Source organism: Nocardia sp. NPDC055029, assembly GCF_053608525.1.
This window is the reverse complement of record NZ_JBSGVQ010000036.1, coordinates 32,419-47,601: the sequence shown is the minus strand read 5'-3', so window position 1 is coordinate 47,601 and position 15,183 is coordinate 32,419. Positions and strand designations below refer to the sequence as shown.

The window sequence follows — 15,183 nt, the reverse complement described above, 5'->3', positions numbered from 1 at the left end:
ACGTCAGATCCTGCGCATCACCGAAACGACCCGGCCCAGGATCACGGCCTCGTCGCCGTCGATGACCGAGTAGGCGGGGTTGCGGGGCTCGAGTTGCACATGGCCGTTGCGCCGGCGATACACCTTGACCGTGGCTTCCTCACCGATCATGGCGGCCACGATGTCACCGGAGTCGGCCTCGCGCTGGCTGCGGACGACGACGAGGTCGCCGTCACAGATCGCGGCGTCGATCATCGAGTCGCCGCGGACGCGGAGGCCGAAAACCTCGCCGCGGCCGACGAGTTCACGCGGCAGGGTGAGCAGGTCGTCGACGTGCTGCTCGGCCAGGATCGGGGTGCCCGCGGCGATGTCACCGACCACGGGCACGGTCACCGACCCGCCGGAGCCGCCTGCCGGTGCGTGCCGCAGGAACAGACGCACATCGATGGGGCGGGTCATCGCGGCACCGCGGCGCAGGAAGCCGTCCTCCTCCAGCGCTTTCAGATGCTTGGAGACCGTGGACGTGGAGCGAAGGCCGACGGCGTCGGCGATCTCCCTGGCGCTGGGCGGGTAGCCGTGCGCGAGCACCGAATCCCGGATCACGGCGAGGATGTGTTGCCTGCGATGCGGCAGGTGCGCGGTGTCGGGGTAGTCGAAGTCGTCGTATCCGGTCACCGGGGCATCGTAGATGCCCGCGGGTTCAGACCGTCGGCGCAGGCTACCGGCGTGGCAGCCCGCAGCGGAACTCGGTGCCGGTCACGAACACCCGCCGGGCACAACGAGCACGCCGAGCGCGCCGACACCGAGGTGCACGCCCAGGGTGGGGCCGAACTCGGCGACGTAGAGCTCCTCGACCTCGGGCACCTGTTCGCGCAGCTGGGCGGCGATCGTCTCGGCGGCATCGGCGGCCCCCAGATGCTGGACGGCCAGCGCAGCGCCGTCCCCGCCCGCGGCATCCACCGCGGCCGCCACCAGCTTCGCGTAGGCACGCGATCTGGTCCGCACCTTCTCGCGCAGCTCCAGTTTGCCTTCGACCAGCTGCAGCAGTGGCTTCGTCACCAGTTCGCTGCCGAAGAACGCGGCGGCACTGCTCAGCCTGCCGCCCTTGCGGAGCTGTTCGGTGCGGTTGACCAGGATGAATGTGCGGGCGCGCGCGGCGGCCGCCACCGCGCGTTCGTAGACGGCATCCAGCGCCTCGCCCGCACGGGCCCGGCGCGCGGCGGCGAGCACAGGCAGACCGGTCGCCAAGCCGGCGCCGAGCGAATCCACCAGGCGCACACGATCTTCGGCGCCCATATCGCGGACCGCCTGCCGCCCCGACTCCCAGGTCGCCGACAGGGTGCGCGACAAATGCACGGCGACGACACCGTCGCCGTCGCTATGGCTCAGCGCGCGTTCGTAGGCCTCGCGCAGCTCTCCCGGCGAGGCAGCCGAAGTGGTGACCGAATCCGTCGAGTAGTCGATCTCGACGGGATCGATGCCCTCCCGGATCTCCCGGTCGCCGACGAGCACATGCAACGGCACCACTTCGATACCGAGCTCGGCGACGACGTCGGCGGACAGCCCGGCCGCCGAATCGGTGACCACCACAACGGCCACGGACTACCGGACCTCCTGCAGCGCCTTGGTCATCGCCGTCGCCACCGCCGCGTGCCCCGCCCAGCCCCAGTGGATGCCGTCCGGGTTCGCCGCACCCGACTCGATGTCCTCGCGCACGGCCTCACCGAGGTCGACCAGCGGCACCGAGGTACGGCCCGACCACGCCTGCAGCGCCTTGACCGCGCGCGCACGGCCCCGGTGCACCCGCCCGTAGGCATCGCACTGGTGTACCGACGGCAGCACCGCGACCACGGGCAGCTCGGGACGCAGATGGTTCAGCGCCTCGCGCGACTGCTCCAGGTAGTCGACACTCACCTTCGGCGGAAGCGCCACGGGCCGACCGAGTTTCGACAGCTTGGGCTGCAGCCAGTTGTAGGAAGCGCGCACGCCACGGCGCAGCTTCGGGGGACGGATGTAGCGGATCAGCTCCCGCAGCGCGGTGGGCAGCGGGGAGGGCAGGGTGTCCATACCACCGACGGCGAACACGACCGCGCCTGCCCGCGGCACCGCGGCCCAGACCCGGGGGTCACCGATGAGCGCCCAGTAGGCGTCGCGGCAGGTCCAGCCGATCCGGGCGATCAGCTCCACATCCCAATCCAGTTCGGCGGCCACCATATTCGGCCAGATCCGCGGATCGTCCGCGGGCAGACCACCCTTGGGGCCGTAATACGCGAGGGAGTCGGCGATCACCAGCAGCACGGGGCGCGGCGACGCGGATTCCACCGGCCGGGGCGCGGTCGATTCCTCGACGAGCACGACCTCCACGGCCGCCTCGGCGAGCGATTCCCCCTGTGCGACAGCGGTCTCCCCAACCAGCGAGTCCGGAGCGAACACCTCGGCCACCGAGGCAGAGTCCGCAGACACCGCGACGGACTCCTCCGCCACCGTCTCGGCCGAATCGCCCACCGTCTCGGCAACGGCAGCGGTGTCGGCCTCCGACGGATCGCTGGAACCACCAGCCGCACTGGCCGACTGGAGGTCTTGCGCCGCGGCGGGCTCTGCCACGGAGTTCGTCGTCGCCACGAGATCGTCAGCATCCGCAGCGGGACTGGTGCCGTCGGACAGCTCCGTGACGGACACCGCCGACTCGTCGGTATCCGACTGCGCAACAGCCGATTCGGCGTCGGCAGCATCCGGCTGCCCGGCAGAGTCCGCTACAACCTCAGTCGCGACCTCGGGCTCAGCCGCGGCCTCGGCGACACCATCGCCCGCTGTGGCAGGCTCGCCGTCGACATCGGCGTCCGAGTCCTCCGACGAGTCGCCCACCGACGCGGAATCGCTTGCCGCGGAGTCGACCTGCTCGGGCTCGGCGGCTACCGGCGCCGGCGGCGGGCCGAACAGCGCGTCGGGTAGCGAGCGTTCGCTGCGCGCGGTGACCTGCTTGAAGAGTTCGTCCGGCACCGAACGGATGGGCTCCTCACGCTCAGGGCGTGCGGGCCGAGCGGGTGGCGGGCCGAACAGCGCGTCCGGCAATTGCCGTCCGGGCTTGGCCGTCACCTGCTGGAACAGTTCGTCCGGTACCGATCGGACGGGCTCTTCAGAGGACATCGGGAGCTACCTTCGCCGCTGCGTTCCAAACATCGAGGCGCCAGCCGGGTCGGTCGATGTCAGGGCCGTGACTGGACAGCTGTACCCAGCTCGTATTGGCCAGCCCACCGAGGGCAGGCCAGTTCTCTGGGGGCAGTTCCAGCAACGCGGCCGTGAGGGCAGCGATCAGCCCGCCGTGCGCCACCAGGATGATAGTCCGGCCGGGCCAATCCTGTCGCTCGTTGTACAGTTCGCGCACCACGGGCAGCGAACGCGCACCGACCTCGAGTTTGCTCTCGCCACCGGGCGGTGTGTAGGTGGCGTCGAGCCGCCACTGCACGCGCGCGCCCGGGTAGTCGGCGTCGACCTCGAGATGGGTCAGACCCTCCCAGTCGCCGAGGTGGGTCTCGCGCAGCCGCTGATCGGTGACGACCGGCAGCTCGCTGATGTCGCCGAGCGCCTGCGCCGTCTCTTTGGCGCGCCGCAGATCGGAGGCGTGGATGGCGATGGCATTGCGCGAAACCAGTTCGCGCGCCGCCTCTTTGGCCTGCTGACGACCTAGCTCGGTGAGATCGGTATCGATCTGCCCCTGCATCCGGTCCGCCGCGTTCCATTCGGTCTGCCCGTGCCGCAGCAGGATCAGCGTGCGCACATGGGCGTACTTGCTCACTCGGTGTCGCCCTCTACCTGTGCGTCGTCGGCGGCCGGAGTCGGCGGGGCGGCGATGCCATCGACAGGGACGGTCGGGCAGTCACGCCACAACCGCTCCAGCGCATAGAAATTGCGCTCGTCGTTGTGCTGGATGTGCACGACGATGTCGACGTAGTCGAGCAGCGCCCAGCGACCCTCGCGGGTGCCTTCGCGACGGACCGGCTTGTGCCCGGCTTCGCGCAGCTTCTCTTCGACGTTGTCGACGATCGCGTTGACCTGGCGCTCGTTGGGCGCCGAGGCGATCACGAAGCAGTCGGTGATCACCAGCTGTTCGGAGACGTCGAGGACGACGACATCGGTGGCGAGCTTGTCGTCTGCCGCGAGTGCGGCGACCTTGGCCATTTCGACCGCTTCGGCGGTGGCACTCATGCGTCCTCCCCCAGACAGGTCAGACCCTCGATCGTGTGGCTCAACGTCAGCTACCTTCCGTTCCTGCGGGCCCATACAGGTGCCGCTTCGATATGTACTGCACCACGCCGTCGGGGACGAGGTACCAGACCGGCCGACCCTCCGCGGCGCGGCGGCGGCATTCGCTCGACGAAATGGCCAGCGCGGGGATCTCGATCATCGTCACGGCATCGGCGGGCAGGTCCCGCAGATGCTCCTCGAGATGGTCGGTGTTCAGCTCGTACCCCGGACGGCTCACCCCGACGAACTTCGCCAGTTCGAACAGTTCGGTCCAATCCTGCCATGTCAGGATGTTGGCCAGCGCGTCCGCACCGGTGATGAAGTACAGCTCGGCGTCGGGATGAGCGCTCTGCATCTCGCGCAGGGTGTCCACCGTGTAGGTGACCTTGTTGCGTTCGATATCGGCCCGGCTGACCGAGAACCTCGGGTTGGACGCGGTGGCGATGACCGTCATCAGATACCGGTCCTCGGCGGGGCTGACCTGCTTGTTCACCTTCTGCCACGGCTGACCGGTCGGAACGAAGATGACCTCGTCGAGCTCGAACCGGTTCGCGACCTCGCTGGCCGCGACCAGGTGGCCGTGGTGGACGGGGTCGAAGGTGCCGCCCATGACGCCGAGCTTGCGGCGCGGCCGAGCTGTTTCGTGCATGAGGTCCGAGCTTAACGGGACTGCCACCGTCGGAGCGGACCGGACCGCTCCGTGGCAGCTCGGCGTCAGCACGGACCCGACGCCTGCGCGCACATCTGCGCGAACTGGGCGCGGGTGCGATCCAGCTCATCGGCGATGTGCGGGCCCGGATCGGTGGCGAGCCGGTTGTTCAGTTCGGCCATCAGCACGTCGATCGTGACCCACCACGGCCCGCGGACCCTGCCCCGGGGTCCACGCAGCTGCAGCCAGGCCGCCGCGCGGAGGCAGCGGGCACGCGGCGCGATCTTGCCCAGCTCACCCCACAGGCCGGCGGCCCGCAGATAACCGCCCAGCGCGGCCGACTCCTGCCCGCAACATTCCCGGGCCACGGCCGCCGACCACACCAGATCGGCGTGCCGATGCCGCTGCGTGGCCGAACCGGCGAGCAGCCGCGCCGCCTCGGTGAACTGCCAGGCGGCCTGGCGGTGACGGCCGAGCCGCATCAGCGACTCGGCGAACTCGGCGCGGACCAGCGCGAGCTCGCCGGACGGATAGCCGGCGACGCCGCTCAGCAGGGGCCGGTCGAAGGCGGTGACGGCCTCGACGTGCCTGCCCGCCCGATGCCAGGCCCGGCCCGCGACCAGCCACAGGTGCGCGGAATCGGCCGCCGAGATGGAGTGCCAGCACGCGGCGGCCGAGGCTGCTGCCCTGGCCACATCGCGGTCGCGGCCCGGTTGGGCGGCGATCGCGGTGACCAGCCGGGTGCGCAACTCGGCGAGTTCCCGGCCACCGATTTCGCCGAAGCCGACGACCAGCGCGCGACGCAGCTGCTCTTCGGCGGCGGCGGGCGCGTCGGCCAGCCGCGCTGCCGCGATCCCGGCCAGCCTGCGCGCTGCCCGTGCTCCGGAACCTGGGGGCAGGTGCCCGGCCTGCACCGGCTCGCCGGCGGGTTCGACTGCTGCACACAAACTCTCGTTGGAGGATGGGTCGGTCACCAGGCGAACCACATCCACCGCGCGACGGCTCGGGCCCGCCGCGCTGTCACCCTGTCCGATACCCGTCGGTCGGACCGCTCGTCGTCGCGCGACGCCCCTGCCAGCATGGCGGTGATCTTGGTGGGCAGGCCATATGAGCGGCTTAACGTCCGCTGAAGCCGTCAGGCCTTGGGGCGCTTCGACTTCGGGAGCTTGGCCACGACGGCGTCGTAGGAGGCGTCGATCAGCTCGCGCAATTCGTCGGGCGGGACGGCGCCGCCGACACTGATGCTGTTCCAGCCGTAGCGCCCGATATAGGCGGACGCGCTGACGTCATCGGGGTAGATGTGGACCAGCTCGTCGGCCTCGCCGCGGTCGCGCCCGCATTTGAGCCCGATCGACGTGCCTTCCCCGAGGAAGGCGAAGATCTTGTCGCCCACTTTGGCGACGACGTCGCCCTCCCACGGTTCGTCTTGCCAGGCACCGGGTTTGGCCAGGCAGTAGGTCAGCAGATCCTCGCTCATCACCAGCTCCTTCAGACGGGCAACAACCGGGAGACCACGTCGGTCAGCTGGCGCGCGGATCGGCATTCGTGCATCTCGATCACCTCGCCGTACTCGCGAGCCGCCGAATCGCCGGTACCCCACAGATTCCGCGGTTCGGGATTCAGCCAGTGCGCGTGCCGGGCGGTGTCGACCAGCTGCCGCAGGGTGTCCAGCTGCGGATTGCGGTAGTTGGTGCGGCCGTCGCCGAGCACCAGCAGGGAACTTCGGCTGGTGACCGCGTCACCGAAATTGTCGGCGAAGGTGGTCAGCGCCTGGCCGTAGTCGGAGTGCCCGTCGGCGTCGATGATCCGCGACTCGGTGAAGATCCTGGTCAGCACGTTGTCGAGGCCGGCATACGGGTCGAAGAAGGTGGTCACTTCGTCGGTGCGGTCGACGAAGGCGAAGATCCTGACCCGGGAGAACTGCTCGCGCAACGCGCTGACCAGCAGCATGGTGAAGTTGCTGAATCCGGCGACCGAGCCCGAGATGTCGCACAGCAGAACCAGTTCCGGGCGGCCGGGCCTGGGCTTGCGGTTCACCAGGTCGATCGGCACGCCGCCGGTGGACATCGAGGCCCGCAGCGTCTTGCGCAGATCGATCTCGCCGCGGCGGGCCTTCTTGCGCCGCACCGCGAGGCGGGAGGCGAGGATCCGGGCCAGCCGCTGGCTGCCACGCCGCAGTTCGACGAGCTCGCGTTCGGAGGCGCGCAGGAAGTCGGCGTCCTCGGCCTGGCGGGCGACGCCGTAGGTGGCGACGCGATCGCGACCGATCTGCTCGGCGACCCGGCGATTGGTCTCGGCTTCCACGCTCGCCCGGAAGCCGGCGATGCGTTCCCGGACGATCCGCTGCGCGACCTCGGTATCGCGGTCGCTCGCGTCCGGGGGCAGGCCCAGACCCGCCAGTACCCGGGCCAGCAAGGTTTGTGGCGCGAGGTCCTTCAACGCCTGATACGCCGAGAACGACGGCCCGCGCGCCGACTGGTACTGACCCAGCTGCTCGACGACCTGCCCGGCCAGCAACTGCAACTGGGCGCCGCTGTCCTCGGCGGTGAGCAGTTCGGCCAGCTGTTCACGCAGAGCCGGCAGGTCGACCTGGCCCTCCGGCGTGCGCGGCAGGTCGGCGGCCTCGGCACCGCGCTCCCCCACCGCGACCGGGAACCACAGGTCGAACAATCCGTCGAAGGTGCGCCGGTGGGTGGGACGGCGCAGCAGCGCGCACGCGAGTCCCTCGCGCACCGACTCGCGATCGAGCAGGTCGAGCACGGTGAGTACCCGGCCCGCGTCGACAGTTTCCGAGGGCCCGACCGGCACGCCGCGGGCCCGCAGCGCCGCGACGAACCCGGCGACATGCCCGCCGAGTCCGTGCGGGCCAGGCGCTGTCATCTCAGGCCAGCTTCAGCTCGGCCAGCGCGCGCTGGTGGTCGCTGCGATGCTTGAGCACCACGCCGAGCGTGGCGCGCACCGTGGCGTCGTCGAGGTCTGCGGCGCCCAGCGCGAGCAGGGTGTGGCCCCAGTCGATCGATTCGGCGACCGACGGCAGCTTCTTGAGCTGCATCCCGCGCAGGACGTGCACGATCCGCACCAGCTGCTCGGCGACCGTGACCGACAGCTCCGGCACCCGGCTGGCGAGGATGCGACGCTCGAGTTCCTCGTCGGGGAAGTCCAGGTGCAGGTACAGGCAGCGGCGCTTGAGCGCCTCGGACAGCTCACGGGTGGCGTTCGAGGTGAGGACGACGAACGGTTTACGGGTCGCGGTGATGGTGCCGAGTTCCGGGACGGTCACCGCGAAATCGCTCAGTACCTCGAGCAGCAGGCCCTCGATCTCGACGTCGGCCTTGTCGGTCTCGTCGATCAGCAGCACCGTCGGCTCGCTGCGCCGGATGGCGGTGAGCAGCGGGCGCGAGAGCAGGAATTCCTCGGTGAAGACGTCGGCTTTGGTTTCGGCCCAATCGTTCTCACTCGAGGCCTGGATCCGCAGGATCTGCTTGGCGTGGTTCCACTCGTAGAGGGCGCGGGCCTCGTCGACGCCTTCGTAGCACTGCAGCCGGACCAGCTCGGCCCCGGCGACCTGGGCCACCGCACGCGAGAGCTCGGTCTTGCCGACACCGGCGGGACCTTCGATGAGCAGTGGCTTGCCCAGCCGGTCGGCAAGGAAGACCGAGGTGGCCGTGGCCTTGTCGGCCAGGTAGCCGGTGTCGGCGAGCCGGGCGATGACGTCGTCGACCGAGGTGAAGATCGGTTCTTGTACCAGTGTCACGATCACACCGGCCGAGTCTGGCCGTCGCCCCACACGATCCACTTGGTGGAGGTGAGTTCGGGCAGTGCCATCGGGCCGCGGGCGTGCAGCTTCTGGGTGGAGATGCCGATTTCGGCGCCGAAGCCGAACTGCTCACCGTCGGTGAAGGCGGTGGACGCGTTCACCATCACGGCGGCCGCGTCGACGCGGGAGGTGAACTCCCGTGCGGCGGCCAGGTCGGCGGTGACGATGGCCTCGGTGTGGCCGGTGCCCCAGGTGTTGATGTGCTCGACGGCGGCGTCGAGACCGTCGACGACCTTCAGCGCGATATCCATGGTGAGGTACTCCTCACCCCAGTCGGCGTCGGTCGCCGGGACCTGACCCGGCAGCTCGCCGTGGATGGTGACGCCCGCGTCCTCGAGCGCCTTGCTCAGGCGCGGCAGGGCGGTCTCGGCGACGGCCGCGTCGATCAGCACGGTCTCGGCCGCGTTGCAGACGCTGGGGCGGCGGGTCTTGGCGTTGAGCAGGATGGCCTCGGCCATGTCCAGGTCGGCGGCGGCGTGCACGTAGACGTGGCAGTTGCCGGTGCCGGTCTCGATGGTCGGCACCTGGGCGTCGCGCACCACCGCGTTGATCAGGCCCGCGCCGCCGCGCGGGATGACCACGTCGACGAGGCCGCGGGCCTGGATCAGGTGGGTGACGCTGGAACGGTCGTTGCTGGGCAGCAGCTGCACCGCGTCGGCCGGGATGTCCTGGGTGACAAGGGCTTCGCGCAGCACCTCGACCAGGGTGGCGTTGGAGTTCGCCGCCGAGGAGGAGCCGCGCAGCAGGGCCGCGTTGCCCGACTTCAGCGCGAGGCCGAACGCGTCGACGGTGACATTGGGCCTGGCCTCGTAGACCATGCCGACGACGCCGAGCGGCACGCGGGTCTGGCGGATCTCGAGCCCGTTGGGCAGCGTGGAACCGCGGATGACGCCGCCGACCGGATCGGGCAGGCCTGCCACCTGGCGCAGGCCCGAGGCGATGCCGTCGATGCGCTCCTTGGTCAGCCGCAGGCGGTCGAGCAGGTTCTCCTCGGTACCGGCGGCCTGCGCGGTCGCGATGTCGGTGGCATTGGCCGCGAGCACGCGATCGGCGGCGGCGAGCAGCGCGTCGGCCGCCGCGTGCAATGCGTCGTTCTTCTGCGCCGTGGTCAGCTGAGCCAGCACGCGGGACGCGACGCGAGCCCTGCGGGCGGCGTCGTGCACCGCTGCGCGGATGTCGAGCTCGGGGGTCACTTCTACCGTCATGGGTATCAGCGTACGCAGTGCGGCTGTCCCGCTCGCCGCCACCCGGACCCCGGAATACGGCTCCGACCGGCGGCGGGACCGAGTTGTCCACAGGATTTCGCGCTGCCGCGTGACTTGTCCACAGGTCACGCCGCGCTCGCCACCCGAAATCGCCGCCGACCATGCCGCCGCCGCTAAATTTGCGGCCATGGACTTCGCCGCATCCACCGTCGTCGTGCTCGGCAGCGTCAACATGGATCTGGTCACCACCACGGCGCAACGGCCGGCACCGGGCGAGACCGTGCTCGGGTCCGGTTTCGCGACCGTCCCCGGCGGCAAGGGCGCGAACCAGGCGATCGCGGCGGCGCGCTCAGGCGCACCGGTGCGCTTCCTCGGCGCCGTCGGTGACGACGCGTTCGGGACCACACTGCGATCCACGCTGGCCGAGGCCGGTGTCGACACCGCGCTGCTGCGCACGGTCGACGGGCCGAGCGGCGTGGCGACGATCGTGGTCGACGAGACCGGCGAGAACAGCATCATCGTCGTCGTTGGCGCGAACGGGCGGGTGACCCACCTGACCGAAGACGAACTCGCGGCGATCGCGGCCGCCGACATCCTCCTGTGCCAGTTGGAGATTCCGCTCGACACGGTGGCCGCCGCCGCCCGGCACGCCCGTGCATCGGGCACGATCGTCGCGCTCAACCCCTCACCCGTGCAACCGCTACCCGCCGCGCTGTGGGCCGACGTCGACCTCGCCATCGTGAATTCACTGGAGTCCGACCGGTATTCGGCCGAACTGAACCAGATACCGCAGGTGGTGCGAACCCTCGGCGGCGGCGGTGCGGTGTATCGATCCACCGACGGCTCCGAGTTCGCGGTCGCCGGGCGCAGGGTCGATGTCGTCGACACCACCGGCGCGGGCGACGCCTTCACCGGCGCCCTCGTCGCGACCTGGGCGACCGGGCCGCACGCTTCGGTGACCTGGGCCAATGCCGCCGGTGCCGTGGCGACCACCCGTCTCGGCGCCAGCTCCTCGATCCCGGACCGCGCCCGGATCGAGCGCGCGCTCGCGGTGGACTGATCCGCCGCCGAGCCCGGCGAAATTCACGTGCACCACACGGTTCGGGGTCCTACCGTGGGTAGTACATCAAGGAAAGGACCGACCATGTTTCCCGTCGAGCTGCGCGGTACCCGAGCGCAGACGCTCATGTGGGCCAACGAGCACGAGATCGAGCAGTCAGCGCTGCGTCAGCTCCGCAATATCGCGGAACTGAAATGGGTGTATGGACTGCGCGTGATGCCCGATGTGCACCTGGGCAAAGGCGCGACGGTGGGGTCGGTCATCGCCATGCGGGACGCGGTCGCGCCTGCGGCGGTCGGTGTCGATATCGGGTGCGGGATGGAGAGCGTGAAGACCGGGCTCACCGCCTCGGACCTGCCCGATGATCTGCGGTCGCTGCGGTCGCGAATCGAGCGGGCGGTGCCGGTGGGGTTCAACGCGCACAAGGAGGCGGTGAACGTCGGTGCGCTGCATGCCGGTTCGCACGGGCAGTCGGCGCGGACGAAGGGCTGGGACCGGTTCTGGCGTGAGTTCGGCGAGCTGCATCCCGGTGTGTCGTCGCTGGAGTCCAAGGCGCACAAGCAGATCGGATCGCTCGGCGGCGGCAATCACTTCATCGAGGTCTGCCTCGACCAGGACGACGCCGTGTGGATTCTGCTGCACTCCGGGTCGCGCAATATCGGCAAGGAGCTGGCGGAGCGGCACATGGCGATAGCGCGGGGGCTGCCGCACAACCAGTCACTGCCCGATCGCGATCTGGCGGTATTCCTCACCGGGACACCGGAAATGGACGCCTACCGGCGTGACCTCACCTGGGCGCAGGAATACGCCGCGCGGAATCGCGCGGTGATGCTGTCGCTCGTGTGCCGGGCGGTGCGCGACGAATTCGCAGGCCGTGACGTGCGTTTCGACGAGCCGATTTCGTGTCACCACAACTATGTGGCGGAGGAGATCATCGACGGCGTGCCGATGCTGGTGACCCGCAAGGGTGCGGTGCGGGCGGGCGCGGGTGATCTCGCGTTGATTCCCGGATCGATGGGGACGCGGTCGTATGTGGTGCGTGGCAAGGGGAATCCGGCCTCGTTCCAGTCGGCGTCGCACGGTGCGGGGCGGCGGTTGAGCCGGACCGCGGCCAAGAAGCAGTTCACCGTCGCGGATCTGGTTGCCCAGACCGAGGGCGTGGAATCGCGCAAGGACGCGGGTGTGGTCGACGAGATCCCGGCCGCGTACAAGGACATCGACGAGGTGATCGCGGCCCAGGCCGACCTGGTCGACGTGGTGGCGACGCTGCGTCAGGTCCTCTGCGTGAAGGGTTGAGTCATCGTCGGCGCAGGGTGCCCGCCACACCAGCGCCGACGAGCAACAGCCCGAGGACGAAGGTGAAGCCGCTGGTGATCCACGCGTTGAGCGCGATATGCAGCTCGTCGGTCATCAGCGGCAGATCCCCCACCAGCCGCCAGGTGCTCTCCGGCGACACGAAGTAGATCAGCCCGGGCAGCACACCCCACACCAACCCGGCCAGGATCGTCGCGATCGGTGTGGACCCTGCCAGCGCGCTGACCAGCAACAACAGCAGCGCACCCACGATGATCTGCAAGGTCGAGCCGAGCCGATCTGCGGCGTCACCAATGATCACCCACCGACTGGTGTCCAGCGCACCGTGCGCGGCCAATGCCATCCCGACGGGTGTCACAACCAGCGCGAGAAACAGGCCTGCCACCGTGCGAGACGTTCCAGAATTCGACCGGAACTGTGACCCGGGCGGCGTCCACCCCGCAGGCGGATCGAATCTGTTCGCCATGGAGCCCCTCCGGCAATCCGGTAACTCGCCCTATTGTCCTCTCCTACTCGGCATTACGCGGAACGAATGCCCCATCCCATGCCGCATCGCCCTATGTTGCCCACTGATCTCGCAAGAACATGGGTAACTCCCCGGGCACGGGCGAACCAAGCCACCGCCCCCTCCGTCGGCCGCCTGCCTCCGCCCACCGCACCTAGCTCTGGCCTGAATCGCGGAGAGGCGGGACTGTACCGCTGATCAAACCTGTCGGTGGGGTCGGGCAGCATGGGGCGCATGACCTCAGCGACCGGCAACGACGTGCTCGATCTGACGGCTCCCGACCTGCGCGAACGCGCGGAGGAGTTGTTGCGTGAGCTGGCCGGGCCCGAGGCGCGGTTGCGGGAGGACCAGTGGATCGCGATCGAAGCGCTCGTGGTGCAGCGCAGGCGGGCGCTGGTGGTGCAGCGGACCGGCTGGGGCAAGTCGGCGGTGTACTTCATCGCGGCGAAATTGCTGCGGCGGGCCGGGCGGGGGCCGACGGTGATCGTGTCGCCGCTGCTGGCGTTGATGCGCAACCAGGTGGCGGCCGCCGAGCGGGCCGGGGTGGTGGCGGACACGATCAACTCGGGCAATGTCACCGAGTGGGACGAGATCCATCAGCGGGTGGCCGACGGCGCGGTCGATGTGCTGCTGGTGAGCCCGGAACGGTTGAACAATCCCGACTTTCGCGATCAGGTGCTGCCGCGGCTGGCCGCCGACGCCGGGCTGGTGGTGATCGACGAAGCGCACTGTGTGTCGGACTGGGGGCATGATTTCCGGCCCGACTATCGCCGTATCCGCACGCTGATCGCCGACCTGGGCTCCGACGTGCCGGTGCTGGCGACCACCGCGACCGCCAATGACCGTGTGGTCACCGATGTGGCGGGCCAGATCGGTACCGACACGCTGGTGTTGCGCGGCACGCTGGATCGTGCGTCGCTGCATCTGTCGGTGGTGCGGTTCGACGATGCCGTGCAGCGCACCGCCTGGCTGGCCGGGCAACTCGACCGGCTGCCCGGATCCGGGATCATCTACTGCCTCACGGTGGCCGCCGCGCACGATCTGGCCGACGTGCTGAATTCGCACGGTCACACCGTCGCCGCCTACACCGGCCAGACCGACCCGGCCGAACGCGAAGTGCTCGAGGGCGCGCTGCTGAACAACGGGGTCAAGGCGCTGATCGCGACCTCGGCGCTGGGTATGGGTTTCGACAAACCCGATCTCGGGTTCGTGGTACATGTCGGTGCGCCGTCGTCCCCCATCGCCTACTACCAGCAGGTCGGACGCGCGGGCCGAGGTACCGAGCGGGCCGAGGTGGTGTTGCTTCCCGGCGCGGAAGACAGCCGGATCTGGAGCTACTTCGCCTCGGTGGCGTTCCCGCGCGAGCACATCGTGCGCGCGGTGCTTGCCGCTCTCGACACCGATCGGCCGATGTCGACGATCGCGCTGGAACCGCTCGTCGAGCTGAACCGGTCCCGGCTGGAAATGGTGCTGAAGGTGCTCGACGTGGACGGTGCGGTGCGCCGGGTGCGCGGTGGCTGGCTGTCCACCGGCGAACCGTGGACCTACGACACCGAGCGCTACGAACGTCTCGCCGCCGCCCGCGATACCGAGCAGCAGGCGATGATCGACTACCAGGCGACCACCGCCTGCCGGATGACATTCCTGCGCCGCCAGCTCGACGACCCGGGTCTCGGCGCGCTCGACGCCGCGACCCCCGACTGCGGGCGCTGCGACAACTGCACCGGCACCCGCCCCGACACCACCGTCGACGCGGCCGCCGTCGCCGCCACCAGGGCTAGGCTGGACCGCCCCGGCCTCGACCTGGCGCCGCGCAAGCAGTGGCCCACCGGCATGGCGAAGCTGGGAATCCCGTTGTCCGGCAAGATCTCCGCGGGCGCCGACACCGGTCGCGTCCTCGGCAGGCTCACCGACCTCGGCTGGGGTCAGCGCCTGCGCGCCCTGCTCGACGGCCCGGACGCCCCGGTGCCCGATGCCGTCTTCGACGCGTGCATCGCCGTGCTGCGCGACTGGAACTGGGCCACCCGCCCGACCTCGGTCCTTGCCCTGGAATCGCCCCGCTATCCCCAGCTCACCGCGAGCCTGGCCGCCCGGCTCGCGCAGATCGGGCGGCTGGACAACCTGGGCATCCTGCACACCAGGCCGGACCGGCCGCCGGTCTCGGCGGCGAACTCCGCCCACCGGGTGGCCGGCCTGTTCGACTCGTGGGAGGTGCCCGACCTCACCGGCGTCGAAGGCCCCATTTTGCTGGTCGACACCCTCACCGACACCGGCTGGACCATGACCGTCGCCGCCCACGCCCTGCGCACCAGCGGCGCGGACGCCGTCCTGCCGTTCGCCCTCGCAACCCCGACCTGATCCCCATCGCCTGCTCCGGCGGAGCCGGCACGACCCTGTACGCCGCGGGCC

15 protein-coding genes are annotated in these 15,183 nt (G+C 69.9%); 3 read left to right on the top strand and 12 right to left on the bottom strand.

The window, feature by feature from the left end:
• Nucleotides 1-3 precede the first annotated feature (3 nt).
• The 11 genes from lexA to ACWF9G_RS26315 all read right to left on the bottom strand — a co-directional run bounded on the left by lexA (nucleotide 4) and on the right by ACWF9G_RS26315 (nucleotide 9,895).
• A complete protein-coding gene (lexA, locus tag ACWF9G_RS26365) occupies nucleotides 4-654 on the bottom strand; it encodes a transcriptional repressor LexA (RefSeq protein WP_452518550.1) in 651 nt (216 codons plus the stop codon).
• A gap of 81 nt (nucleotides 655-735) precedes the next feature.
• Nucleotides 736-1,578, bottom strand: a complete 843-nt coding sequence (locus ACWF9G_RS26360) for a DegV family protein (RefSeq protein WP_379305033.1) — start codon at nucleotides 1,576-1,578, stop codon at nucleotides 736-738.
• 3 nt (nucleotides 1,579-1,581) lie between these two features.
• On the bottom strand, nucleotides 1,582-3,126 hold the full coding sequence (gene octT / locus ACWF9G_RS26355) for a diglucosylglycerate octanoyltransferase (RefSeq protein WP_452518549.1): 1,545 nt from the start codon (nucleotides 3,124-3,126) through the stop codon (nucleotides 1,582-1,584).
• Nucleotides 3,116-3,775, bottom strand: coding sequence for a histidine phosphatase family protein (locus ACWF9G_RS26350; RefSeq protein ID WP_189033018.1), 660 nt, complete (start codon nucleotides 3,773-3,775; stop codon nucleotides 3,116-3,118). Before ACWF9G_RS26350 ends, octT begins: the two co-directional genes overlap by 11 nt.
• Complete coding sequence (rsfS, locus tag ACWF9G_RS26345) at nucleotides 3,772-4,185, bottom strand: ribosome silencing factor (RefSeq protein ID WP_379305039.1); 414 nt, start codon at nucleotides 4,183-4,185, stop codon at nucleotides 3,772-3,774. Before rsfS ends, ACWF9G_RS26350 begins: the two co-directional genes overlap by 4 nt.
• A 46-nt stretch (nucleotides 4,186-4,231) precedes the next feature.
• A complete protein-coding gene (nadD, locus tag ACWF9G_RS26340; protein WP_378848310.1) occupies nucleotides 4,232-4,873 on the bottom strand; it encodes a nicotinate-nucleotide adenylyltransferase in 642 nt (213 codons plus the stop codon).
• 65 nt (nucleotides 4,874-4,938) lie between these two features.
• Nucleotides 4,939-5,847: a hypothetical protein gene (locus tag ACWF9G_RS26335; RefSeq protein WP_452518547.1), complete on the bottom strand. Its 909-nt coding sequence runs from the start codon at nucleotides 5,845-5,847 to the stop codon at nucleotides 4,939-4,941.
• A gap of 161 nt (nucleotides 5,848-6,008) precedes the next feature.
• Nucleotides 6,009-6,350 (bottom strand): MmcQ/YjbR family DNA-binding protein, encoded by a 342-nt coding sequence (locus ACWF9G_RS26330; protein WP_452518545.1) that lies wholly within the window; start codon nucleotides 6,348-6,350, stop codon nucleotides 6,009-6,011.
• Nucleotides 6,351-6,361: 11 nt separating this feature from the next.
• Nucleotides 6,362-7,753: a vWA domain-containing protein gene (locus ACWF9G_RS26325; protein WP_379305045.1), complete on the bottom strand. Its 1,392-nt coding sequence runs from the start codon at nucleotides 7,751-7,753 to the stop codon at nucleotides 6,362-6,364.
• Between the two features lies 1 nt (nucleotide 7,754).
• Entirely contained in the window at nucleotides 7,755-8,633 is an 879-nt protein-coding gene (locus ACWF9G_RS26320; RefSeq protein ID WP_379305047.1) for an AAA family ATPase, read from the bottom strand.
• On the bottom strand, nucleotides 8,630-9,895 hold the full coding sequence (locus tag ACWF9G_RS26315) for a glutamate-5-semialdehyde dehydrogenase (protein ID WP_379305049.1): 1,266 nt from the start codon (nucleotides 9,893-9,895) through the stop codon (nucleotides 8,630-8,632). Before ACWF9G_RS26315 ends, ACWF9G_RS26320 begins: the two co-directional genes overlap by 4 nt.
• Nucleotides 9,896-10,082: 187 nt before the next feature.
• Here ACWF9G_RS26315 and ACWF9G_RS26310 point away from each other — a divergent pair, with 187 nt between their 5' ends.
• Both ACWF9G_RS26310 and ACWF9G_RS26305 read left to right on the top strand, forming a co-directional pair.
• A complete protein-coding gene (locus tag ACWF9G_RS26310) occupies nucleotides 10,083-10,955 on the top strand; it encodes a ribokinase (protein ID WP_452518543.1) in 873 nt (290 codons plus the stop codon).
• Between the two features lie 84 nt (nucleotides 10,956-11,039).
• Entirely contained in the window at nucleotides 11,040-12,251 is a 1,212-nt protein-coding gene (locus ACWF9G_RS26305) for an RtcB family protein (protein ID WP_379305053.1), read from the top strand.
• A 1-nt stretch (nucleotide 12,252) separates the two neighbouring features.
• Here the strand turns inward: ACWF9G_RS26305 and ACWF9G_RS26300 are convergent, their stop codons facing one another.
• Nucleotides 12,253-12,654, bottom strand: coding sequence for a hypothetical protein (locus ACWF9G_RS26300; protein WP_452518541.1), 402 nt, complete (start codon nucleotides 12,652-12,654; stop codon nucleotides 12,253-12,255).
• A gap of 354 nt (nucleotides 12,655-13,008) precedes the next feature.
• On the opposite strand from ACWF9G_RS26300, the gene ACWF9G_RS26295 reads away from it, so the two are divergent.
• Nucleotides 13,009-15,132, top strand: a complete 2,124-nt coding sequence (locus ACWF9G_RS26295; RefSeq protein WP_452518540.1) for a RecQ family ATP-dependent DNA helicase — start codon at nucleotides 13,009-13,011, stop codon at nucleotides 15,130-15,132.
• Nucleotides 15,133-15,183: the final 51 nt, after the last annotated feature.

What these genes read in the sequence shown, in the direction of transcription:
- nadD (WP_378848310.1), bottom strand. Translation starts at nt 4,873, where the DNA reads ATGCACGAAACAGCTCGGCCGCGCCGCAAGCTCGGCGTCATGGGCGGC.
- ACWF9G_RS26330 (WP_452518545.1), bottom strand. Translation starts at nt 6,350, where the DNA reads ATGAGCGAGGATCTGCTGACCTACTGCCTGGCCAAACCCGGTGCCTGG.
- ACWF9G_RS26310 (WP_452518543.1), top strand. Translation starts at nt 10,083, where the DNA reads ATGGACTTCGCCGCATCCACCGTCGTCGTGCTCGGCAGCGTCAACATG.
- ACWF9G_RS26295 (WP_452518540.1), top strand. Translation starts at nt 13,009, where the DNA reads ATGACCTCAGCGACCGGCAACGACGTGCTCGATCTGACGGCTCCCGAC.
- octT (WP_452518549.1), bottom strand. Translation starts at nt 3,126, where the DNA reads ATGTCCTCTGAAGAGCCCGTCCGATCGGTACCGGACGAACTGTTCCAG.
- ACWF9G_RS26315 (WP_379305049.1), bottom strand. Translation starts at nt 9,895, where the DNA reads ATGACGGTAGAAGTGACCCCCGAGCTCGACATCCGCGCAGCGGTGCAC.
- rsfS (WP_379305039.1), bottom strand. Translation starts at nt 4,185, where the DNA reads ATGAGTGCCACCGCCGAAGCGGTCGAAATGGCCAAGGTCGCCGCACTC.
- ACWF9G_RS26305 (WP_379305053.1), top strand. Translation starts at nt 11,040, where the DNA reads ATGTTTCCCGTCGAGCTGCGCGGTACCCGAGCGCAGACGCTCATGTGG.
- ACWF9G_RS26325 (WP_379305045.1), bottom strand. Translation starts at nt 7,753, where the DNA reads ATGACAGCGCCTGGCCCGCACGGACTCGGCGGGCATGTCGCCGGGTTC.